We start from the raw sequence: 23,314 nt of genomic DNA, 5'->3' as shown, positions 1-23,314 counted from the left end.
TATGAAGAAATTACTACCCTTACTATTTTTATGTTTCACATTTATATGTAATGCACAGGATGTAAATATGCAAAACGGTTCATCTTCACAATGTACTGGTATGTTTTATGATTCTGGTGGGCCAAGTGGAGCACCTCAATCTAATGAAAATTTAATATATACATTTTGTCCAGATTTTGCAGAAGGTGCTATTCAATTTGATTTTACATTTTTTCAAACTCAACAGAATGTTGATATAATGACAATATATGATGGAGATGATACAACAGCTCCTGTAATTGGAATGTATTCAGGGAATATAATGGATCCTTTCACTGTTGTAGCATCTTCTTTAAACCCTACAGGTTGTTTAACGGTTGAGTATATATCAAACCCAACTGGAAATGCACCTGGATGGGAAGCAGAAGTGTCTTGTTATGTACCTTGTCAAATTATAACACCACAGATAGACTCTGTTACACCATCAGTATTTGTCAATGATATATATCGAACTTGTTTAGGAGATGAATTAACACTTACTGGAAGCGGAACTTTTTCAGAAGGGTATGATGAAAATCCTGTGTTTAACTGGGCATTTGGTGATGGTACTACCGCTGTGGGAGAAACAGTAACTCATACCTATGCAGCAAGTGGAGGTTATGAAGTAATACTGTCTATTACAGACCAATATAACTGTACGAGTGTAATGCCTGCTACACAAGTTATTCAAGTAGCTACAGAACCAGATTTTACAGGTACTTCTGCTGCGGATTCTGAAATTTGTATAGGTGAAACTACTGATATTACAGGAAATGTAAGCCCTGTTGATTTTACAGTGGAATGCACACCACCGGTTGCGGGTACTACATTTTTACCAGATGGAGATGGAGTTTCCTATGAAACTTGTATAACAGTAGATTGTTTTAACGATGGGCAAACACTAGATGATATTAGTAATTTTCTTCAGGTTTGTATAAACATGGAGCATTCCTATATAGGAGATTTAGATATAGAGCTAACCAGTCCAAGTGGTGAGTCAATTTTTATAAGACAACAAGCTGGAGGCGGCACTTTTTTAGGGTGTCCTATAGATGATACTACTTCTGGTCCAGGTACTGGTAGACAATATTGTTTTGACCCTAATGCAACAGTAGATTTAACAGGAGCACCTACAGACGGTGGTTGTCCAAGTGGAACTAGTATTACGCCAGGAACTTATATGACAGATGAACCATTCACTGATTTGTTAGGCTCTACTCTTAATGGTGACTGGTGTTTAACTATCACAGATAATATAACTCTTGATGACGGTTACATTTTTGAATGGTTTTTAGATTTTGATTCAAGTATTGTTCCACCAGACCAATCTTTTACACCAGTAATAACCAATGAAGAATGGCAAGCAGATCCAACAATTGTAGCAACAAATGGTAATGTTATTACAGTTGAGCCAGATACAGTAGGGCAAAATTGTTATACTTACATAGCTGAAGATGATTATGGTTGTACGTATACAGAGACAGTATGTATAGATGTATTACCTACTCCTGTAGCTAATATGCCACAAGACATTGTTTTATGTAATGAAATATCACCTATAGTAGTTGATTTAACAGAGAATGATGATGATGTGCTAGGAACCCAAACTGCTGCAGATTATACAATTACATATCATGAATCTCAAGCAGATGCAGATATGGGTATGCCGTTAATTGCAGATCCGACAATGTTCACGCCATCATCAAACCCACAAACTATTTTTGTAAGGATAGAAGATGCAACATCGGGAAATTGTTATGATACTGCTTCGTTTACAATTTCATCATTTACTGCAGAAGTTGGCCTTTTAGATGATCTAACGCAATGTGATAATGGAACTCCAGATACATCTTTATTTGATTTAACAGAGAACGAATTAAATGCATTAAATGGGCAAGATCCTAATGATTTTACAGTAACATATCATACTACTCAAGCTAATGCAGATGCAGGAACGCCTAGTATTCTTACGCCTAATGCATATTTGAATACTGCAAACCCAGAATTAATTTATGTACGTGTCGAAAATAATTTAAATGTTGATTGTTACGATACAGGTAGGTTTTCTTTAATTGTAAATGTTCAACCTATTGCAAATGAGCCACAAGATATTGAGCTATGCTCTACAGGTGGAGGAATAACTTTTGACCTTACAGAGAATGATGATGATGTTCTTGGAGCTCAAACAGCTTCAGATGTTACTATAACATATCACGAATCTCAAGCAGATGCAGATTTAGGAACGCCGATAATTCCTAATGCAACTAGTTACACAGCAGGATCTAACCCTCAAACAATTTTTGTAAGAATAGAAGATGCAAATTCTGGAGAATGTTTCGATACTAATAGTTTTGTAATTTCAAGCTTTGAAGTATCTATAGGAGAGTTGGAAGATTTTGCTCAATGTGAGTCAGATGGGCCAGGCACTTCAACTTTCGATTTAACTCAAAATGATGATGAAGCTTTAAATGGTCAAGATCCTAATAATTACACAGTAACATACCATTCTAGTCAGGCAGACGCAGATAATGATGTTGCTATTGCGGGAGACCCTACAGCCTATCAAAATACTTCTAACCCTCAAACAATTTTTGTGAGAGTAGAAGAAAACTCATCTGTAGATTGTTTTGTTACTGATACTTTTACCTTAACAGTAAATGATACTCCAATTGCTAATATGCCTCCAAACCTTGAACAATGTTCAACAGGAGGTCCATCTCAATTATTTGATTTAACTCAGGTTGAAGGTGATGTATTAGGAGGTCAAGATGCAACTCAGTTTTCAATCACATATCATAATTCTCAAGCAGATGCAGATGCTAATATTCCAATAGTAGAAGATCCTACGGCATACCCTAATATGTCTAATCCTGAGACCATTTTTGTGCGTATTGAAAACAATATAGACTCTAGTTGTTATGACACCACTAGCTTTCAGCTTATTGTAAATGATAGACCTTCAGTTGCTGCAGCTCCTCAAGATTTAGAAGAGTGTGAAGATGCAATGGGTAACGCATTTTTTAATTTAGAGACAAATACACCTATAGTTTTGGGAGCGCAAGACCCTAATAGTTATGATGTAACATATTATGAAAGTCAATTAGATGCAGACACGCCTAATGCACCAATTGGAAATACTACTAATTATACTGCATTATCCAATCCGCAGATAATTTATATAAGAATTCAAAATACAGCCTCTCCAGAATGTTATGAAACAGTAAGTTTTCAAATCGAATCTTTCTCTGTTGCTATTGGGGAGCCAGATGATCTTTTTGCATGTGATGAGGGGACAGGTGGTTTTGCAGAATTTAATTTAACTAATAATGACAACAGTGTTTTAGCTGGGCAAGATCCGTTTTTATACACAGTTACCTATCACGATACACAAGCAGGCGCGGATACAAATGATACCAGTATACCAGACCCGACAGCATACACTAATACTACAAACCCTCAAACTGTGTTTGTAAGAGTAGAAAATGATGAAAATACAACATGTTATTTAACGGCATCTTTTCAACTAGAGACTACCCCAAGCGCACCTATCCAGGATCCAGAGCCTTTGGAGGTGTGTGACACGGACAACGACGGTTTCTCCGAGTTCGACCTTGACAGCACGAGCAATGGCATAGCCCTCGGCAACCCTGACCTTGTTGTGACGTTCCACCCAACCCAGAGCGACGCCATCAATGGTGTCAATGACCTTTCGAGTCCCTACGGCAATGTGATGGAGGACACCCAGACGGTTTATGTTCGCGTGGAGGACGACATCAATGGCTGCGTTCTTTTCACCGAGCTTGAGCTGATCGTTTATGACAGTCCTCTTCTCGAGACACCAGACCCGCTGGTGCTTTGTGATCTAGGCAGTGACGGCGAGGAAGTCTTCGACCTGACGCAGGCAGAGATGCAGATCCTTGACGGTCTTGACCCTGCACTCTACGACATCACCTACCACGAGACACTTATGCAGGCGATGGACAATATGGGAGCCATCGGCAACCCGACGGCATATACGAATCAGGGCAACCCTCAGACGATCTACGTCCGGGTGACGGACCCATCGAACATGGCCGACTGCAACAACATCGTAGAGCTTGAGCTCAGGGTACGTGACCTTCCGGCTGCGAACCAGCCTGAAGAGCTTGAGGTGTGTGATGACGAGACCGGCGTGGACACCGAGGATGAGGTCGCGACGTTCGACCTGACGACGATGGACACGGTGATCAACGGCGACGCCAATGTTGATATCTTCTACTACGAGACCACGGCGGACATCCCTGGTAACCCTATTGCAGACCCTGAGAGCTATGTTAACATAGCAAACCCTCAGACCCTGGAGGTGAGGGTCGAGGACGAGTTCGGATGTGAGAACTTCACGACATTGACCCTTGTGGTGAACCCGAATCCGAGCATTGCCGATATGATCTTCGAGTATGAGCTCTGCGACATCGACAATGACGGCGTGGAGGAGTTCGACCTTGAGAGCCAGACGATGATGATACTGAACAACGAGCCTGATGTGAGCATCACCTACCACGAGACGATGGCCGAGGCGGAGATGGGCACCGATGCGATCGATACGACGCAGCCCTACCAGAACACGGAGGCCAACGTCGATGATATCTACATACGAGCGGAGAATGACATCACTGGCTGTACGACCATCCGCCAGCTTGACCTGATCGTGACGGCCTCACCTGAGATCGAGAGCCTGGATGACCTATTCCAGTGTGACGACGACGGGGACGGCGAGGCGATCTTCGACCTTACCCAGAACACCCCTAATGCGTTGGGCACGACCCAGCCGGATGTGACGGTGAGCTACCATGAGAGCGAGACAGAGGCTGAGGACGGCACGATGCCGATCTCGATGCCACAGATGTACGAGAACCAGACCAACCCTCAGACCATCTGGATACGCCTTGAGGGCGATGATACCCAGTGTGTGACGGTAGGCAGCTTCGAGATCACGGTTGAGGCCCTTCCCGTGGTGAATGCCCCTACGGCACTCAGGATCTGTAATGACGACTATGACGACCCTGCGATCACGACCTTCGACCTTACGGTGAAGGACGAGGAGATCACCGGTCAAAGCCCGGTACTGTCGAACATAGAGGTATACTACTACGAGAGTCAGGCAGACCTGGACAATGACAATCCTATAGCGGATCCTGCGATGTATGAGAATACGCAGAACAACCAGACGATCTTCGTTGAGGTTGTGGACACGGCCACGATGGGGCAATGCTCCGATACCACGACGATGACCCTTACGGTATTGCCGTTACCATCACCTAGCAGTACCAACGAGAACGGAGAGCTTGACCAGGAATCCTGTGATGACAGCGACGGAATTATCGACACCATGGCTGACTTCGACCTTACGGCAAGTGGGGATGTGATAGCGATGGGAGAGAACGTCGATTTGACATACCACTTGAGTGAGCAGGATGCCCTTGACAACATCAACGCCATCCCTGCAGCAGAGGAGACGGCATACAATACAGTGACTCGCACGATATGGGTACGCGTGGAGAACGGTAACCAGAACAATACCTGCTCTGTTCTTGTAAGCTTCGAGGTGGTGGTCAACGCCAATCCAGTACTCACGGACACGTCCTACACGGCAGCACTCTGCGAGCCTGAGGATACCACGCCGGGCATTACGGCCTTCGATGCACAGGAGGTGACCAACAACCTTGTTCCAGACCTGTTGGCAACACCTATAGCAGACTTCACGGTGACCTATCACTTCACGCAGGCAGAGGCAGACATGGGTGTCAATGCGATCCCTGACGGCTTCCTGTTCAGCGAGGCGGTGAACAATCCTGTATATATCAGGGTGGTTGACAACACGACGATGACACAGTGCTACAACAGCGACAACCTCGCGGAGCTGACCATAACGGTGGACACGCAGCCGGAGTTCGTGATGGGAGATGTGGATGATATCTTCCTGTGTGCAGACAGCGCCATGGACCAGGACACCTCCACGATGTTCGACCTCACGGTTAGGGACGGGCAGATAGACGGATCGATGAATCCTGACACCGAGGTTGTGTACTATGCGAGCCAGGCGGACTATGATGCAGGTATCGAGATAGATGCTGCGGATGCCGTGATGTATACCAATACGGTAAATCCCCAGACGATCATCGCCGAGCTCTTCAATCCGGTGACGGGCTGCCGCAGTGACGGTACGGTGGAGTTCGACCTTGTGGTACAGTCACTTCCGGTACTTCCGGCTGCGCTTCAGATGCCTCAGGGCGATATCGTGTGTACGGACGCTCAGGGGAATGTGCTCTCTCCGTTTGATATCGGTTATGACCTTGGTGCGACAGACGGACTTGAGTATACCTATGACTGGACGCCTGACAATATTGATGCAGATGGCGACGGCAACGAGGATGCGATCTATACGGTGACCAGCCTTACACAGGCCACCACCTACAGTGTGGTGATCACCAGGGTTAATGACCCGGTCTCGGGAATGCCTAGCTGTGAGAACGGTCTTGATGAGAACGGCAATCCTTATACGGTGACCTTCACGCCAAGCTCTGCGCCGTTCGCGGCCAATGCCAGTGTGACGGAGACCTCGTTCAACGAGGAGGCGGAGTATACGGTGACGGTGACACCATTGGGTCAGGACGGGCAACCATTACCATTGGAGGATTACCTCTACAGGATAGATGACGGTCCGCTGCAGACCTCCAACGTGTTCACTGGTGTGGGTCCTGGTAGCCATATAGGCTATGCTGTGGATGTGGAAGGCTGCGGCGAGGTCGGTGACCCATTCGGGATCATAGACTACCCGAGGTTCTTCACCCCTAATGGAGATGGCTACAACGACACTTGGAATATCATAGGGATAGATGGGCAACCTGCGGCTAAAATTTATATCTTTGACCGCTATGGGAAGCTGCTCAAGCAGTTGAGTCCAACGGGCAACGGATGGGACGGGACCTTCAACGGTCGTGTGCTTCCTAGCGACGATTACTGGTTCAGCGTCGAGTTCGTGGAGCCGGCTGACGGATCCATACAGGAGTTCAGAGCTAACTTTACATTGAAACGATAATTTTTTATATGACAACTCAAATTAAAAGTGCATTAGCTTTACTAATGCTAATATCAGGTTCATTTTTTGTGAACGCACAAGAAGGAATTCCTGTTTATTCAGATTATTTAACTGATAATTTATATTTGTTGCATCCGTCTATGGCTGGTGCTTCAAATGCAAGTAAAGTTAGATTGACAGCTAGACAACAATGGTTTGATGTTGAAGATGCTCCGAGTTTACAAACACTATCTTTAAATGGTCGAATCACAGATAAAATTGGTGTCGGTGGTATTTTATTTAACGACAGTAATGGTAACTTTTCTCAAACTGGTGCTTACGCAACATTTGCATATCATTTATTATTATCTAGGAATGAAATTGATTTAAATCAATTATCTTTTGGATTAAGTATAGGTGCTATTCAAGGTCGTTTGGATGAAAGTACTTTTACAATGTTTGACCCTATTGTTACCGGAATAGAACAAACTGATACTTATTTTAATTTAGACTTTGGTGTTTCATATTACTTTTTAGACTTTTTCTCTCATTTAACAGTTAAGAATGCCTTACCTGCAAATAGAGATATATTTACAGAAGATTTAGAATCTAACAACCAAAGACGTTATTTACTTTCTGCAGGGTATACAATTAGTCCTTATGGAAGTGATTGGAGTTATGAGCCATCAATTATGTTTCAATCAACAGATGAAACACAAGAGCGTAGTATAGATTTAAATATGAAAGTTTATAAAGCTATGGACTTTGGTAGACTTTGGGGAGGCTTATCTTACAGAAGGAGTTTTGAGGGCGCTGAGTTTACACAGGATGGTGTAGAGGTAAGTAACCAAAAGCTTCAGTTAATTACCCCATTTGTTGGTGTAGACTATAACAATTTTATGTTTGCTTACACGTATAGTTATCAAGCAAATTCTGTAGTGTTAAGTAACTCAGGATTTCATCAGTTAACAATAGGATTTAAATTTAATGAAAGAAGAGATCGTTACGATTGTAACTGTCCTGCAATTAATTACTAAATCATTCCTAAATTAATTATTTCTTGCTTCGTGAGGTGTCTAAACATACCACGAGGCAAGTCTTTTTTAGTTAGAGTTCCAAATACTACTCTATCAAGGTATTTGATCTCGTAATTAAGACTTTTAAATAGTCTTTGTACAATATGAGACTTAGTACTTTTAATTTCTATTCCAACTTCTCTTTTAGATTTATTTTCTACGTAACTAATGTCAACCACTTTAATTTCTCCATCTTCTAAAGTGATACCTTGACGTATTTTTTCTAAATCTACTTGACTTAATTCTTTATTCAACTGTACATGGTAAATTTGCCTAATACCATGTCTTGGATTTGCTAAACTTTTAGAAAGTGTACCGTCATTTGTTAACACAACTAATCCCATTGCGCTTCTTTCAAGTTTACCAATAGGACTTAATCTCGCTTTTGTTGCGCGACCTACTATATCTAAAACAGTCATTCCGCTTTCATTTAAACTGCCAGATACAAAAACATCTTTAGGTTTATTAAGTAAGTAGTATTCTTTTTTATCTGGAGTTATGCTTCTACCGTCAAATTTAACTTCATCACTAAGCTTTACTTTATAACCCATTTCGGTTATAGTTTTTCCATTTACTGTAACATTACCTGCAGTTATGTAGATGTCTGCATCTCTTCTTGAGCAAATTCCTGCATTAGCAATATATTTATTTAGCCTAATGCCACCATCAACGGTTTCAACTTTTGGCTTATTTTTCTTGTTAGAAGCGTTATCGTTTCGACGTCCATCTCTACTCATAATTCTAATATTTTTTTGCAAAGATACAGCTATTCATTTTGTAATATCTTCAAGCACGTTAAATTTACATAGAAGCTATATATATTCATAAATCTAATCTGCCATAGCGCTTTATTTTTAAATGTCTAACCCGTACATTTGCACTTTAGAATAATTCTAATTAAGAGATTACAAATTATGAAGATTGATAAAGCATCTGTATTGAAAACCTTGGAAACAATTTCTGTTTCTGGAGAAGGTAAAAATATGGTAGAGAGTGGTGCGGTTACTAACGTTGTGACTTTTGCTGATGAAGTGATAGTAGATTTAACATTAACTACACCTGCATTGCATATTAAAAAGCGCGCAGAATCTGATATTATTTCTGCAATACATAGCGGTTTAGATGAAAATGCCAAGGTAAAGGTTAATATAAAAATAGAGGCACCTCAAAAAACAAATGAAATAAAAGGAAAGGCAATTCCTGGCATTAAAAATATAATAGCTGTTGCATCTGGTAAAGGAGGTGTAGGAAAATCTACAGTGACCTCTAATCTTGCTGTTTCATTATCTAAAATGGGCTTTAAGGTTGGTTTGTTAGATGCAGATATTTATGGCCCTTCTGCACCAATTATGTTTGATGTTGAGGCAGAAAGACCTTTGTCTGTTACTGTTGATGGTAAATCTAAAATGAAGCCAGTAGAGAATTACGGTGTAAAAATACTTTCGATAGGCTTTTTTACTAAACCAAATCAAGCAGTAGTTTGGCGTGGACCTATGGCAGCTAAAGCTTTAAATCAAATGATATTTGATGCTGCTTGGGGTGAATTAGATTTTCTTTTAATAGATCTTCCTCCTGGAACTGGTGATATACATTTGAGTATCATGCAATCTTTACCAATAACTGGAGCGGTTGTAGTTAGTACTCCACAAAATGTTGCATTAGCAGATGCTAAGAAAGGTGTTGCTATGTTTCAACAAGAAAGCATTAATGTACCTGTATTAGGGATATTGGAAAATATGGCCTACTTCACACCAGAAGAATTACCGGACAATAAATATTATATTTTTGGTAAAGATGGTGCTAAAAATTTAGCAGATGATTTAGGTGTTCCGTTTTTAGGCCAATTACCTTTAGTACAAAGTATTAGAGAATCTGGCGATATAGGAAGGCCAGCTGCATTACAAACAGGAACTATTTTAGAATCAGCATTTATAGATATCACCAAAAATACAGTTCAAGAAACTGTGAACAGAAATAAAGATTTGCCTCCAACTGAAGCTATTAAAATTACAACAATGGCCGGCTGTAGTGCTGTAAAGAATTAACTTATGGAAGGACAAGAATTATATAATAGTGTGCAAGCTGCATTAGAAGAAATACGCCCATTTTTACAAAATGATGGCGGTGATATTTCTTTAGTTAGTATTGAAGATGATAAAACAGTCTTTGTAAAGCTTATGGGTAATTGTGTTGGTTGTAGTGTTAACCAAATGACACTTAAGAGTGGTGTTGAGATGACAATTAAAAAGCATGCACCACAAATTGAAAAGGTGATTAACACCGCTCAATAACCTTACATCTATTTCTTTAATTGCTAGCTTTTATTAAAGTTGGCATAATTTTTCATTTTTAAATTTTATGATTTCAACAGATATATTAATAATTGGAGCTGGACCTACAGGTTTATTTACAGTTTTTGAAGCGGGACTTCTTAAATTAAAATGTCACTTAATTGATGCATTACCACAACCTGGAGGGCAATGTTCTGAAATTTATCCTAAAAAACCCATTTATGATATTCCTGCTTTCCCTGAAGTATTAGCTGGTGACTTGGTAAATAATCTTATGAAGCAAATAGAGCCTTTTCAACCTGGTTTTACTCTAGGAGAACGCGCTCAAACAATAGATAAACAGGAAGATGGGACATTTATAGTTACTACCAATAAAGGAACTAAACATCACGCACCTGTAGTTGCTATAGCAGGTGGATTAGGAAGTTTTGAACCTAGAAAACCACCTATTTCAAACATTAAAGATTTTGAAGATCGTGGTGTGTCTTATATAATAAGAGATCCAGAAGTATATAGAGATAAAAAAGTAATAATTGCTGGCGGTGGAGACTCTGCTTTAGATTGGAGTATCTTTTTAGCAGATGTAGCTTCTGAGGTTACATTGGTGCACAGACGAAGTGAATTTAGAGGTGCGTTAGATTCTGTTGAGAAAGTTTCTGAGCTATCTAAGCTAGGAAAAATTAAATTAGTAACCAATGCAGAGGTTGTTGGAATTAACGGCTCAGAAAAGCTAGAATCCGTAGTTATACAGCATAAAGATAAAGCTGCGCAGGATACCTTGCTAGAAGTAGATGATTTTATCCCTTTATTTGGGTTGTCTCCAAAATTAGGACCAATTGCTGATTGGGGATTAGAGATAGAAAAAAATGCCATTAAAGTTGATAACACTTTAGATTATCAAACAAATATTCCTGGTATCTACGCTATTGGAGATGTTAATACTTATCCAGGTAAGCTCAAATTGATATTATGTGGATTTCATGAGGCTACTTTAATGTGTCAAAGTGCTTTTCAAAGAATAAATCCAGATAAACGCTATGTAATGAAGTATACTACTGTTGGTGGTGTTCACGGATTTGATGGTTCTGTTAAAACAGCCAAAAAAGAAGTAGTACAAAAAATAGGGTAATTAATAATGTCTCTCTAAACTTATATCTGAAGGTATTGGTAGGTCTTTTAAGATATGATCTACCAAATGCTTCGAGATAGTTGGAGATGTTATAACACCTCTGCTTCCTAAACCATTACAAAGGTATACATTCTCATGTTCTTTTAAACTGCCTATATAAGGTCTTCTGTCCTTTGTTGTTGGTCTTATACCTGCTACTTGATCTATAATTTGATATTCTGTTGTTAAGATAGCATCAAGTTGCTTCTTTAATTCAATCTTTTTAGTTTCTGTAGGATTTGTAGTTGTGTCTAATCTATCATAACTAGCACCAACTTTGTAGGTGTTGTCTCCTAACGGTATTATAAATATGCCAGATTTTACAGCTGCTTCTAAGTTTAATTGAGGTGCTTTTATTATTAAATATTCTCCCTTATTTCCTCGTATATCTAATGTATTGAAATATGGGTTGTTTTTAACACCAATACCTTCGCAAAAAATTATTCCTCTTGCTATTAGATTATTGTAAATTATACTGTCTTTATTAACTTGTAATAAATCGTAATTAAAATTCTCTTCAATAAAATTAGTATTGCTACTAAGTTTTGATTTGAAGGCATTAATTAATTTTTCGGTGTTTATAGTACCGGTTTGTTTTACTTCACCAAAACCATAATTGCCATTTACGTTTTTATTTAATGTGGTCTTTAGGTCTGAATTTAAATACTCATTTAATAATGGTTTATCTGAAGCTTCAAACCAATTATTTTGTTCTTCAATAGAAGAGAAACGTCTGTATACTGGTAACGGATTAATTATTTTAATTTTTAATTCGTCTTCTATTGACTTGTAAAACTGAAGCGCGTAGGGTAGTTGTTCATTTGCATTCCAGGCTAACGTAAAACGTTTAAGAATAACAGGGTTATACATACCTCCAGCAACTTTAGAAGCGTTTTGAGAAGGCTTGTCTATAACAACAACCTTTTTGTTATGAGACTGTAATTGTCTCGTTACAGCTAAGCCACTTAATCCAAAACCTACAATAATATAATCTGTTTCCTGCATATTTTAAAAATATAAAAACGCCTTTCAAAAAGAAAGGCGTTTTTTAGAATGTTTATACGAGATTAGGAATTAGTAATTCCACATATCTTGTTCAAAGTTTCTTATCTGTTCTTTAATTCTATCAGATTCTAACAGTTGCATTAATGCATTGTTATTTATGTAGTCTTCAACAGTACGATCACCATACTCATTGTCCTCCTTGTAAATAACACCGTTAAAACGTCTTGAATTTAATAAATGATCAAACGTGATTGGTTGTGATGAGTTTTGCCTGTTAAACGCTTTAGCGTTATGTAAAACTTCTCTTACACCAGGAAACCATACCCAAAATAATTCAACTACTTGAGTGTCTTCCTCATCTATAAAGTTTACATCTGGAGCACAAGGTGCTATACCTAGTAAACGATACTTTAATTCACCTTGACGCTTGTCAAAATACCAAAGACCTTTAACATGATATTCAGATATATCTCCAGCGTTAATATCGCGTCTTGTTATATACTGAGCATCTATTTCTTCACCTGCATTATATTGCTCGATACCATAATCTGTAGTATCAACTTTAGATAAAGCAGCAGAAATATCTTTTAAAGTTCTTTTTTCTGTAAAATAAGAATCTGTATAGATGGTTTCAATATTTCCATTTTTAATATTAGAAAGAAGTACATCGTATAAAGATCTTCTGTCTTTTCCAATATTATTAGTATCTATAGGATAGTATAATGGAAAGTTTACACGTTCATCCAAATCTACTATTTCCCAAGTCGTTTTAGACCAAAGTACATCTCTATCATCAACGTACCCATACTCTAATGGATCATCGTTATCATATTTAATTTGTTCTTCGGTTTTAACGCCAATTTCATCTGGAGTTTTTGCGTTAAGCAAGTTTGCTTGAGAGAACCCTAAAGAGGTTATCAAAAGTCCAGATAGTGTAAGTAATAATCGATTTGAAGTCATAGCCATCATCAATCTTAGTTTGTTAATTCAATAATTACAGGAGATACTTTTTTCAACTTGTAACCAGAGTTTCCAGAGATACCTGCTTCGATATCAAAAATCTGAACTGTTTCTCCACGTTTTGCTCTTCTTAGAGTAGATTTAGCTCTAGAGTCTAAACGGCTACCATTAACTCTTACAGTTGGTTGACCTGGTACTCTAAATTTAAATCCAGTTACATTTAATTTTAATTGGAAGTCAAAATCTGGTAAATCTGCTCCGATAGTAGAAATCTCTAATCCGTTACGTTGCATTTTAATAGATCCTTCTTCACCACGAACAGTTCCTACTGGTCTTGGAATATCTTTAATTCTAAACGTTTTGCTGTCTGATACGGTCTCACCACCTGGTAACTTTCCGCTTACGTTAATTTTAACTTCACGTTGCTTTAATGTGGTAACATTCATATTGTATTTACCAGCGCCTCCTGCAGGAGAAAGTCCTGGAGCGTTAGCACTAACAGAGCCAACACCTGGAATAGAAATTGTCATAGGGTTTTGTACACCTCTATAAACTACATTCATTTTATCTGCAGAAATTACAGCAGCATTTGGTTTTGGGATAACAGCATAAGAACTTGTAATAGGAATAGATACTAAAGAGTCTCCTTCTTTAAACTGAAGCTCACCTTTAATCTCTTGCTCTCCTACATTTCCTGCTGGAAAATCTAATACAACTTGACCGCCAACTGTCTTTTCTAAATCTTTTCCGTTAACAGTTACTTTGTCAAAGTTTAAAGAGTTATCAAAACGTCCTAATACAACTTTACCTTTAAAGTTTTCACCATTAAAGAATGCAGTTTTTTCTGGTACAACTATAGCTTGATAGTTTGTCATAGAAACATCAGACTTTAATTGTCCTGCTAATAAGTCTGAAAGAATTTCACTTTCAACTGTCTTAGCGTCTGCTTGTATTTGCGTAAGTTTAGTAATAGATGCAACTAGAGGAAATCCTACGTAGTTATAGCTTAACCAATCTTTCTCTACACCATCACGATCTTTTTCTGGTGCTGTTGAGAAGTCTTTTTCAACTTCTGCTCTAACCTTTGGTAAGTCTGCTCCAATAACTGAAACAACACCATTTCGGTAAGTATCCATCTTGTCAATAAATTCTTGACCTTCTGGTGTAACTTTTCCTCCTTTGTACCATAGTTCATCTAAATCATTAGATTTATCCATAGTCTCGTAGTCTGTAGGATCATCCATTTCTGCTGTTAATTTGTTTTTAACACCATCAATATATCCTACCAACTCTTCTGTTAAAGCGTTTATTTGATCTGCCTGCTCCTTTAAAGGTGCATATTTAGCTGGTTGTTCACTTGCTTTTTCTGCAAGTCCAGCCATAGCAAGTTGGTTACGTTGTGTAGTATCTGCGTTAGCTTCAACCAATTTTTCATTCATTAATCCAAAAGCGGTAAGTACCTCTTTAGACATGTTAAGTGCAAGCATTGCAATGAAAACCAAGTACATTAGGTTAATCATCTTCTGCCTTGGAGTTTGTTTTCCTGATGCCATATTTTAATTTTTTAAATAGTAGTTATCTGTTATAGTTAAAAATTAAAATTAGGCTCTGTTGTTACCCATAGCATTTAACATATTGCCGTAAACGCCGTTTAATGAAGATAAGTTTTGAGTTAACGATTCCATTTGTGCTTTAAGCGCAACAGCATTTTCTGCAGCAGCAGTATTTGCTTCACTTTGTTTAGCAGCAGACTCTACTTGTACTTTGTAAAGGTTGTTTAATGTTTCCATTTGTGCAGCAGCAAGAGTTAACTCTTCACTATATTTCTTTTGAGAAGAAATAGCATCAACAGTAGGAGACATATTTTTAGCAGCTCCTTCAAAATTCTTGATACTATCACCAAGGCTGCTCATTAAGTTTGCATCTATCTTAGCTTCTTTAAGCATTGCATCTAATTTCTTAGATAAAACACCTTCTGCATCTGTTGGAGCTACAGCTTTCTTACCGCTAGCTGCTCCACCAGCTAATTCAGGATATACTAAAGACCAGTCAAGTTCTGAGTCTACAGGCTCAAAAGCAGAAACAGTAAATACAAGTGCTTCTGTTATCAAACCTATAATTAGCATTTCGTTACCAAAAGGCCAGTGCATAATTTTAAATAGTGCTCCTAAGATTACAACGGCCGCACCTAGACCGTATACCATGTTCATTAATTTTTTTCCTGACTTTGACTGTGCCATAATTTAAGTAGTTTTAAGTTCTCTAAGTTAATAGAGGTTAGTTTTAGTTAAGGGTTTATTTAAGTAGTTGTTTTTGATCTTTTATTGAGGAGGACGATTTAAGTCTAAATCATTTCCTAAGTAATCTTGTACTGTTCTGAAGCCAATATAACTTCTAGCAGAATCTGCGTACTCATAATCTCTTGAACTTACCTGTAGGAAGTAAGAAACATCTTTCCAAGAACCACCACGTACAACTTTACGCTTGTTGCTAACATCGTTAACATTTGGGTTCATAGATGAAGAGTACTCGTAAGAAGAAGGGTCATAAGAAGAATCTACCCATTCTGATACGTTACCTGCCATGTTGTATAGGTTAAAATCATTTGGTTCAAAAGATTTTGCCTCTACAGTGTATAAAGCTTGATCTGCAGCATAATCACCACGTAGTGGTTTGAAATTAGCCATAAAACAACCTCTATCATTTTTTGTGTAAGGGCCACCCCAAGGATATGAAGCAGACTCTATACCACCACGAGCAGCATATTCCCATTCTGCTTCTGTAGGAAGCCTATATGTATTTACAAAATGTTGTCCTTTTTCTTTTCTGTATGAATTGTGTTCTAATGTTCTCCAAGCACAAAATGCTTTAGCTTGTTGCCAAGAAACACCAACTACAGGATAATCATCATAAGCAGCATGCCAGAAATAATCATTGTGCATTGGCTCATTATAAGAGTAACTAAAATCTTTGATCCAAACCGTAGTATCTGGATAAATCTTTACATTTTCTCTTTTAATAAAGTCACTTCTTTTTCCTTTTTTAGCTCTTGCTGCAGCTTGAATGTCCATCCAAGTGTATTGAAACTCAAATTTGCTAACGTCCATAGTTCGTTGGCCGTTGTAAGATTCTTCTTGAGGCAAATACATTGTATCCATCACCTCAACATAGTATTCATCTGGATACTCTTCAGTTTCCCAAATAAGGTCTATTTCTCTATTAATTTTACGACCTTCATAACCTGTTTCTCCTAACCCTGCATAGTTATCTAACATGTATTGTTCATAAGGGGTAAGGTTATCAGGATCTTGGTCAAGAAATGCATATTCTCCAATGCCACCAGTTCCTGGTGTTTCACCTAGCTCATCTGCTAATATTGCAAGTCTCATTCTTACAACAGAATCTCTAACCCACTCTACAAATTGTCTGTATTCTGAGTTAGTGATTTCAGTTTCATCCATATAAAATGAACGTACTGTAACAGTTTTAGTAGGTGCGTTTTTAAGGGCTGCAATATCATCATCAGATTTACCCATGATAAATGATCCTCCAGATACAGTTGTCATTCCATAAGGCTTTTCAGGATGCCATCGTTTTCCTTTGGCGCCTACAAGCTGTCCACGATCTCCGTTTCCGCAACTTGCAAGGAATGCGACACAAGCAAAAAGCATTAAAACTTTCTTCATAACTACGTTTAGGTTAAGTTGTTGTTAAATCAAGGCCGTAAACCTATCTAATTAATTTCAAAAAACCAATTAAATAAGTTAAAAAAACCTTAATCTGATATTTAGTTTATTATACGTTTAATCTACAATTCATTCTTTTGACGAGCTTTCCACCATCTTTGTGGAATATTTTGGTTGCACGCCTCTAAATAATCTTGCTGATTGCAAGGTAATAACGTGCTTCTATTCAATTTAGTATCAATGTCTGAAAAAAATGGAATTTCAATCCACCATCTTTCAGACAACGGACTTTTATAAAAAACCAAGATCTCCTCGTCAATAGGAACTTGATATTTTATAAACTCTTTTTTCGCTGAAATAGTATGTTCATTTCTTCTAAATGTTACACCTTCAATAAAATACCATAGCATTTGTGCTACCAGCATTGCTGAAGTTTCATTTTGTGTCTTGCCCTGTAACTCACAAATACTAAACGAGCTAACTTTATCGCTTAAGCCAGCATATCTTGTAATACTGCAAATTTCCCTTCCATCAAATCCATTTGGGTATTTGTGTGAATGGCTTCCTAAACTCGAAGCATTTAATGAAGAAATATCAACCGAAACAATATTGGCATCTCTCATAACAGGTTCAACTGTTTTTATGTCGTGAGTTGCTTCGCCAAGACGTATTGCGTCAAAATAAAGGCGTTCTATTAAATCTATTTCTTCTTGAGCGTTATAATAGGTTTGGTAACCTATGTTTGAGTAATTAAAGAGATTGTAAGGCTTGTCTATAACTATCTTACTCATGAAAGAGCGATTGTCCATAGACTCGTCTGCGTTTCCTAAATCAAAGTGAGCGTCTACATTAACTAGGTTAACCATATACTCCTCATTGTCATATGCACGGTATTGAGCATATACCAAATCTTGGCCGCCACCCAAAATTATTGGGATAATGTTTTGCTTTAAAAGTGTTTTTGTGATAGCAGTTACTGCTGCATAAGTATCTTCTACAGAGTGTCCTTTTTCTAAATCTCCTAAATCTGCAATATTTAGATGCCAATTTCCAGGAAATAGCTCATAGAAGGATGTTCTAATTTCATCAAAATCAAATTCTTGTCCTAAATAGTCTTGAGTTTTTCTGCTATCTAAAACTCCAAAAATTGCAATGTTTACGTTTGCAAGAGAAGGTAGTCCTTCTTGTTGACTATGGATTTTTATAGCGTTACCAATTGTATGTTCATGCAACAACGTTTTGTGAGCAAGTACATTTTTACTTACAGGTTTTAGAACCTCAAGACTCATAAAATATTCGATTTTTAGAAAACTCTAAATGTACAAAGTTTTAACAGAAATCTAGAGATTTCATAAAATTGAACTTTGTCATTTATTAACTACTTTTTCTTAGTTGTTGTCTTCTTTTTTGTAGCTGTTTTCTTCTTAGCTGTAGTTTTCTTTTTAGTAGCTTTTTTCTTAGGCTTCTTTTTTTCAATATATTCTTGGGCCTTCTCTAAGGTAAGCTTTTGAGCATCGACAGTTTTAGGAATTTCAACCTTTATTTTTCCTTGTATAATATTATGTCTTCCCCAACGCGCTTTTTCAACGCGTATGCCTTCATCTTCCCAGTTGTGAACAACCTTATCTATTTCTTTCTGTTTTTTAATTTCAATAAGCTCTACTATGTCATCATTAGTTAGATTGTCAAAGTCATATTTCTTATTTACATTAATAAACATACCATTCCACTTAATGTACGGGCCAAAACGACCAACACCTTTTTGAACTGGCAAATCTTCATAATGATAAATTGGCGCGTCTGCTTTTTCTTTTGCTTTAATGAGTTCTAAAGCACGATCCATAGAGACATCTAGTGGGTCTTCTCCTTTGTCTAAAGAAACAAATGTTTTTCCGTATCTAACATAAGGACCAAAGCGCCCATTGTTTACTTCAACTTTTTCGCCGTTATATTCGCCAATTTCTTTTGGAAGCTGAAATAAATCCATAGCTTCTTCATACGTGATACTTTGTAAGGATTGATTTGGTCCTAAACTTGCAAATAATGGTTTTTCTTCATCTTCTACAGAGCCAATTTGAACCATTGGTCCAAACTTACCTAAGCGTACACTTACAGGCTTTCCTGTTTTAGGGTCTTTCCCAAGTATGCGTTCTCCTACCTCTCGTTCTGCATTTTCTGCAACATCTTTTACTTTAGGATGAAAGTCTTTGTAAAAGTCTTTCATCATATCTTTCCATTTTTCATTACCATCTGCAATATCATCAAAGTCTTCTTCAACTTTTGCAGTGAAGTTGTAATCAAGAATAGAGGAGAAGTGTTGTACAAGGAAATCATTTACAACCATACCTACATCTGTAGGTACAAGTTTTCCTTTGTCGCTTCCTACAGTTTCAGTCATAGTTTTTTCTGAAACCTTATTATTTTTAAGTTGTAGTTTGGCATAATCTCTTTCTACGCCATCTACAGTTCCTTTTTCTATATACTTCCTGTTTTGTATTGTGGTAATTGTTGGTGCGTATGTAGATGGTCTACCTATACCAAGCTCTTCTAACTTTTTAACCAATGCAGCTTCTGTGTATCTTGCTGGAGGTCTTGTAAAGCGCTCTGTTGCTGTAATGTATGAATTTACTAGAGTATCGTTAACTTTCATATTTGGCAATAAACCACTTTGCTCTTGGTCTTCATCATCTGAGCCTTCTAGATATACTTTTAAGAAACCTTCAAATTTTATCATTTCACCGTTAGCAGTAAACTGCTTGTCGTGAGTGTTTGCTTCTACCTTTACGTTTGTACGTTCTAACTGCGCATCGCTCATTTGGGATGCAATTGCGCGTTTCCAGATAAGTTCGTAAAGCCTTACTTGATCACTGTCTCCAGAAATAGTGTGCTTAGAAAAATCTGTTGGTCTAATAGCTTCGTGTGCTTCTTGTGCACCTTTGCTTTTGCCTTTATAATTTCTAGATTTATGAAAGTTGTCTCCGTAAGCTTTCTTTATTTCTTTCTCTGCACCTTTCTTTGCTTGGTCACTAAGGTTTACACTATCTGTTCTCATATATGTAATCATACCAGCTTCATATAAGCGTTGTGCCATTGTCATGGTTTTACTTACAGAATAGTATAATTTACGTGATGCTTCTTGTTGTAAGGTAGATGTTGTAAATGGTGGTGCAGGTGATTTCTTAGCAGGTTTTTTAGTAAGATCTCCTACTTTAAAATCTGCATTTAAATTGTCTTTTAAAAATGCTTCTGCATCTTCTTTAGTGTCAAAATTCTTTGGAAGTTTTGCTTTAAAAGAAGCGCCGTCTTCTGTTTTAAATTCAGCATCTACTCTGTAAGAGCCAACAGGAGAAAAATCTAATATTTCACGTTCTCTCTCAACAATTAATCGAACAGATACAGACTGTACTCTACCTGCAGAAAGGCCTCCTTTTACTTTTCTCCATAAAATTGGAGAAATCTCATAACCTACAAGTCTATCTAAAATACGTCTTGCCTGCTGTGCATTAACTAAATTATAGTTAATACCTCTTGGGTTTTTTATTGCACGCTCGATTGCAGTTTTAGTAATTTCAGAAAATACAATACGCTTAGTGCTTTCACTTTTAAGGTCTAATTCTTCAAAAAGGTGCCACGCAATAGCTTCTCCTTCGCGATCCTCATCACTTGCTAGCCATACAGTTTCAGCATCTTTAGCAAGTTTTTTTAGTTTTCTAACTACATCTTTCTTGTCTTTAGATACTACATATTTTGGAGAAAAATCACCTTCTACATCTACACCTAATTCTTTTGAGGGAAGATCTGCAATGTGTCCGTAACTAGACTCTACTTTATAATCTTTACCTAAATATTTTTCAATTGTCTTGGCTTTTGCCGGAGACTCCACAATCACTAAATTCTTTGCCATATTTCCTATATAAGAGAGTGCAAAAGTAGGGTAAAAAAAAATTAACCGTGAAAAATATCTTTCCAACGGTTAATTTATAGTCTTATTTATAATGTTTTAGATGCTGTTTGTTTCGAAAATTTCAGGTTGATTATCAAACCCTATAACGTCCTTATATATATGGTAAAGTGGTAAGTAGCCAAAAGATGCAGTGAAAAAGACGCCTACAAAACAAAGTAACATACCCACAAATTGGGCTAAAATTCCTGCAACAAGAATTAACCCAAAGGTAATAAGCCATTTTTTGTTACCTAACTTAAAACTTAGCTTAATAACTTCTGATATGCTTAATTCTGGATGAAATGCAAAAAATAAAACAAAAAATTGAAGAGGTACAATAGCGTAGATTAAAGGTAAATAGCATAATAATGCAGATACCAGTGCTATACCTATTAATGCTAAACTAAGGATTAAAGATTTCTTTAAATATGGTTGTTTAAAGTACATGAAGAAATTTACATCTTCATTAGTTTCCTTGTGGTCTATTTTTTTAATCATTTTAAAAAAAGCAGCTTGTAACGCAAAACTTAAAGCAGAGATTATTACAATAACCACAATTAATGTGATCGCCATTATAAAAATGGGTAAAGCTGCAAGGTCACCTTGTTCAAAAGCACTTGGGTCTGCTATGCCATATACAATCATTGGAATGTATATTAACATTATTAAAGGTAACGTGATAGCAATACTTATTAGCGTTAGAATAAGCCCTTGTACCCAAGTTTCCTTAAATAAATCTAAACTGCGTTGAAAGATGCTGCCAAAATCTAATTCTTTGGCTGTATCTATTCGTCTTTGTAATTCTTGAAACATAACAATTGGTTTTAGTTAGCTTCTCAAAGGTAGCAGAATTAAAAAGATTTAAAATATTTATAAACTTAATTTATAGTAAGTTAAACTCACTTAGCAATGTTAGGCCGTCTTCGGTATATAAATATTGAAAAATTGAAGTTTCGCTTACCATAATCAACTTATCGTCTTGTGGAATAACATCTAATGCAGTAGCATTTTCGAAAAGCTGAATTTGTTCTAAAACTGGTGTCTGGCTAGCGTTAAAAACACGTAAGCCTACACCTTGGTCACAAACAAAAACCAAATCATCTTTTACACCCAATCCATAAGGTTGGTCTAAGCTGTATTGTTCTAGTATAAAAGGGTTTTGTTTATCTTCAACGTTTATAACTTCTAGGATACTTAGATCTTGTCCGCAAAGATTACCACCACGAATTGTAACATAAGCAAAGTTACCTTGTACAACTACAGGATCGCAACCTACAATATGAGATATTTCTGATTGGTATGTAGGGCTAGAAGGTGTGTCTAAAGAATAAATGAACATACCTGCTGTACTACCTATGTAAAGATAGTCTTCATAACTAAAAATAGTTTCAATTTGCCAGCCTACGTGTTCTTCGCCTAAATCTTGTGGGTTGTCAAGATTTGTGATGTCAAAAACATTTAAGCTAAAATTGTCTACGGCATACAGAAAATCTCCTGTAATATTAAATCTAGCTAAAGATCCGCCTTGTCCAGTATTCCCAGAACCAGCATCATTTGACGCTTCAACTACGGCTGTATCATAAAATACTTCTCTTCTAGTTTCTATGGTAAAGCCAACAATTACATCTTCATCTGCATTAAAAGTAGAATAATCTATAAAGTCTGCACCTTCTGGAGTTAGCTCATTATAGGTTGGAAACACATTTTCTAATCTGGCTACAGTTGTAATATTAGTGATGTTCGAAATGTTGAATGCCACTAAATCTATTCCGCTATCTGCATATAGAATATCATCTTTTACAGCAATATCTTGATTTGCAGGAATTTTTAGATAGCTAAGTTTTACTGGGTTTTCAGGGTTAGAGTTGTCAATAATATGTATGCCTTGAAAAAAATCATTTACAAATATATAATCTTCATAGGTGTAAATTTTTCCTGGTTGCTGTATTGGTTGAGGATCTTCAATACTTACAGATGCTCTAAAATCTGTTAAAGATTGTGTTACAGGAATAGCAACTTGATAATCAATAAAATCACCATTATCATCTTGGACACAGCTAACTATTAGCAGTGAAATAACAAAAAGGCTAATGCGGTAAAAGGCTTTCAT

General features: G+C 37.3%; 15 protein-coding genes. 5 read left to right on the top strand and 10 right to left on the bottom strand.

Annotation, left to right across the window (positions count from 1 at the left end; genetic code table 11):
* The first annotated feature begins 1 nt into the window (after position 1).
* Both CA2559_RS13485 and CA2559_RS00770 read left to right on the top strand, forming a co-directional pair.
* The gene (locus CA2559_RS13485; protein WP_013185925.1) at positions 2–7,096 is read left to right on the top strand and encodes a T9SS type B sorting domain-containing protein; all 7,095 of its coding nucleotides are present in this window, start codon (positions 2–4) and stop codon (positions 7,094–7,096) included.
* 8 nt (positions 7,097–7,104) lie between these two features.
* Entirely contained in the window at positions 7,105–8,112 is a 1,008-nt protein-coding gene (locus tag CA2559_RS00770; RefSeq protein WP_013185924.1) for a PorP/SprF family type IX secretion system membrane protein, read from the top strand.
* Here the strand turns inward: CA2559_RS00770 and CA2559_RS00765 are convergent.
* Positions 8,109–8,888 carry a pseudouridine synthase gene (locus CA2559_RS00765; RefSeq protein ID WP_013185923.1) on the bottom strand — a complete coding sequence of 260 codons (780 nt, stop codon included), beginning with the start codon at positions 8,886–8,888 and terminating at the stop codon, positions 8,109–8,111. The genes CA2559_RS00770 and CA2559_RS00765 overlap by 4 nt on opposite strands.
* A 177-nt stretch (positions 8,889–9,065) precedes the next feature.
* On the opposite strand from CA2559_RS00765, the gene CA2559_RS00760 reads away from it, so the two are divergent.
* From CA2559_RS00760 to CA2559_RS00750, 3 genes are all read left to right on the top strand, one after another.
* Positions 9,066–10,196 carry an Mrp/NBP35 family ATP-binding protein gene (locus CA2559_RS00760; RefSeq protein WP_013185922.1) on the top strand — a complete coding sequence of 377 codons (1,131 nt, stop codon included), beginning with the start codon at positions 9,066–9,068 and terminating at the stop codon, positions 10,194–10,196.
* A 3-nt stretch (positions 10,197–10,199) separates the two neighbouring features.
* Positions 10,200–10,442, top strand: a complete 243-nt coding sequence (locus tag CA2559_RS00755) for a NifU family protein (RefSeq protein WP_013185921.1) — start codon at positions 10,200–10,202, stop codon at positions 10,440–10,442.
* 67 nt (positions 10,443–10,509) lie between these two features.
* On the top strand, positions 10,510–11,571 hold the full coding sequence (locus CA2559_RS00750; protein WP_013185920.1) for an NAD(P)/FAD-dependent oxidoreductase: 1,062 nt from the start codon (positions 10,510–10,512) through the stop codon (positions 11,569–11,571).
* Here CA2559_RS00750 and CA2559_RS00745 read toward each other — a convergent pair whose 3' ends face one another.
* From CA2559_RS00745 to CA2559_RS00705, 9 genes are all read right to left on the bottom strand, one after another.
* Entirely contained in the window at positions 11,572–12,615 is a 1,044-nt protein-coding gene (locus tag CA2559_RS00745) for an NAD(P)/FAD-dependent oxidoreductase (RefSeq protein ID WP_013185919.1), read from the bottom strand. It lies immediately after the preceding gene.
* Positions 12,616–12,684: 69 nt separating this feature from the next.
* A complete protein-coding gene (gene porN / locus CA2559_RS00740; RefSeq protein WP_041241056.1) occupies positions 12,685–13,575 on the bottom strand; it encodes a type IX secretion system ring subunit PorN/GldN in 891 nt (296 codons plus the stop codon).
* A 14-nt stretch (positions 13,576–13,589) separates the two neighbouring features.
* Complete coding sequence (gene porM, locus CA2559_RS00735) at positions 13,590–15,128, bottom strand: type IX secretion system motor protein PorM/GldM (RefSeq protein ID WP_013185917.1); 1,539 nt, start codon at positions 15,126–15,128, stop codon at positions 13,590–13,592.
* A gap of 48 nt (positions 15,129–15,176) precedes the next feature.
* A complete protein-coding gene (gene porL / locus CA2559_RS00730) occupies positions 15,177–15,815 on the bottom strand; it encodes a type IX secretion system motor protein PorL/GldL (RefSeq protein ID WP_013185916.1) in 639 nt (212 codons plus the stop codon).
* 81 nt (positions 15,816–15,896) lie between these two features.
* On the bottom strand, positions 15,897–17,261 hold the full coding sequence (porK, locus tag CA2559_RS00725; protein ID WP_013185915.1) for a T9SS ring complex lipoprotein PorK/GldK: 1,365 nt from the start codon (positions 17,259–17,261) through the stop codon (positions 15,897–15,899).
* Positions 17,262–17,383: 122 nt separating this feature from the next.
* Positions 17,384–18,550, bottom strand: a complete 1,167-nt coding sequence (locus tag CA2559_RS00720) for a formimidoylglutamase (RefSeq protein ID WP_013185914.1) — start codon at positions 18,548–18,550, stop codon at positions 17,384–17,386.
* Between the two features lie 89 nt (positions 18,551–18,639).
* Positions 18,640–21,165: a type I DNA topoisomerase gene (topA, locus tag CA2559_RS00715; RefSeq protein ID WP_013185913.1), complete on the bottom strand. Its 2,526-nt coding sequence runs from the start codon at positions 21,163–21,165 to the stop codon at positions 18,640–18,642.
* A gap of 96 nt (positions 21,166–21,261) precedes the next feature.
* Positions 21,262–22,017, bottom strand: a complete 756-nt coding sequence (locus CA2559_RS00710) for a hypothetical protein (protein WP_013185912.1) — start codon at positions 22,015–22,017, stop codon at positions 21,262–21,264.
* A gap of 70 nt (positions 22,018–22,087) precedes the next feature.
* Positions 22,088–23,314, bottom strand: coding sequence for an LVIVD repeat-containing protein (locus CA2559_RS00705; protein WP_013185911.1), 1,227 nt, complete (start codon positions 23,312–23,314; stop codon positions 22,088–22,090).

This window comes from Croceibacter atlanticus HTCC2559 (assembly GCF_000196315.1).
Taxonomy (GTDB): Bacteria; Bacteroidota; Bacteroidia; order Flavobacteriales; family Flavobacteriaceae; genus Croceibacter; species Croceibacter atlanticus.
This window is presented reverse-complemented; position numbering and strand designations above follow the sequence as displayed.

Coding starts and splice junctions, on each gene's coding strand:
- CA2559_RS13485 (WP_013185925.1), top strand. CDS start 2: ATGAAGAAATTACTACCCTTACTATTTTTATGTTTCACATTTATATGT.
- CA2559_RS00770 (WP_013185924.1), top strand. CDS start 7,105: ATGACAACTCAAATTAAAAGTGCATTAGCTTTACTAATGCTAATATCA.
- CA2559_RS00765 (WP_013185923.1), bottom strand. CDS start 8,888: ATGAGTAGAGATGGACGTCGAAACGATAACGCTTCTAACAAGAAAAAT.
- CA2559_RS00760 (WP_013185922.1), top strand. CDS start 9,066: ATGAAGATTGATAAAGCATCTGTATTGAAAACCTTGGAAACAATTTCT.
- CA2559_RS00755 (WP_013185921.1), top strand. CDS start 10,200: ATGGAAGGACAAGAATTATATAATAGTGTGCAAGCTGCATTAGAAGAA.
- CA2559_RS00750 (WP_013185920.1), top strand. CDS start 10,510: ATGATTTCAACAGATATATTAATAATTGGAGCTGGACCTACAGGTTTA.
- CA2559_RS00745 (WP_013185919.1), bottom strand. CDS start 12,615: ATGCAGGAAACAGATTATATTATTGTAGGTTTTGGATTAAGTGGCTTA.
- porN (WP_041241056.1), bottom strand. CDS start 13,575: ATGACTTCAAATCGATTATTACTTACACTATCTGGACTTTTGATAACC.
- porM (WP_013185917.1), bottom strand. CDS start 15,128: ATGGCATCAGGAAAACAAACTCCAAGGCAGAAGATGATTAACCTAATG.
- porL (WP_013185916.1), bottom strand. CDS start 15,815: ATGGCACAGTCAAAGTCAGGAAAAAAATTAATGAACATGGTATACGGT.
- porK (WP_013185915.1), bottom strand. CDS start 17,261: ATGAAGAAAGTTTTAATGCTTTTTGCTTGTGTCGCATTCCTTGCAAGT.
- CA2559_RS00720 (WP_013185914.1), bottom strand. CDS start 18,550: ATGAGTCTTGAGGTTCTAAAACCTGTAAGTAAAAATGTACTTGCTCAC.
- topA (WP_013185913.1), bottom strand. CDS start 21,165: ATGGCAAAGAATTTAGTGATTGTGGAGTCTCCGGCAAAAGCCAAGACA.
- CA2559_RS00710 (WP_013185912.1), bottom strand. CDS start 22,017: ATGTTTCAAGAATTACAAAGACGAATAGATACAGCCAAAGAATTAGAT.
- CA2559_RS00705 (WP_013185911.1), bottom strand. CDS start 23,314: ATGAAAGCCTTTTACCGCATTAGCCTTTTTGTTATTTCACTGCTAATA.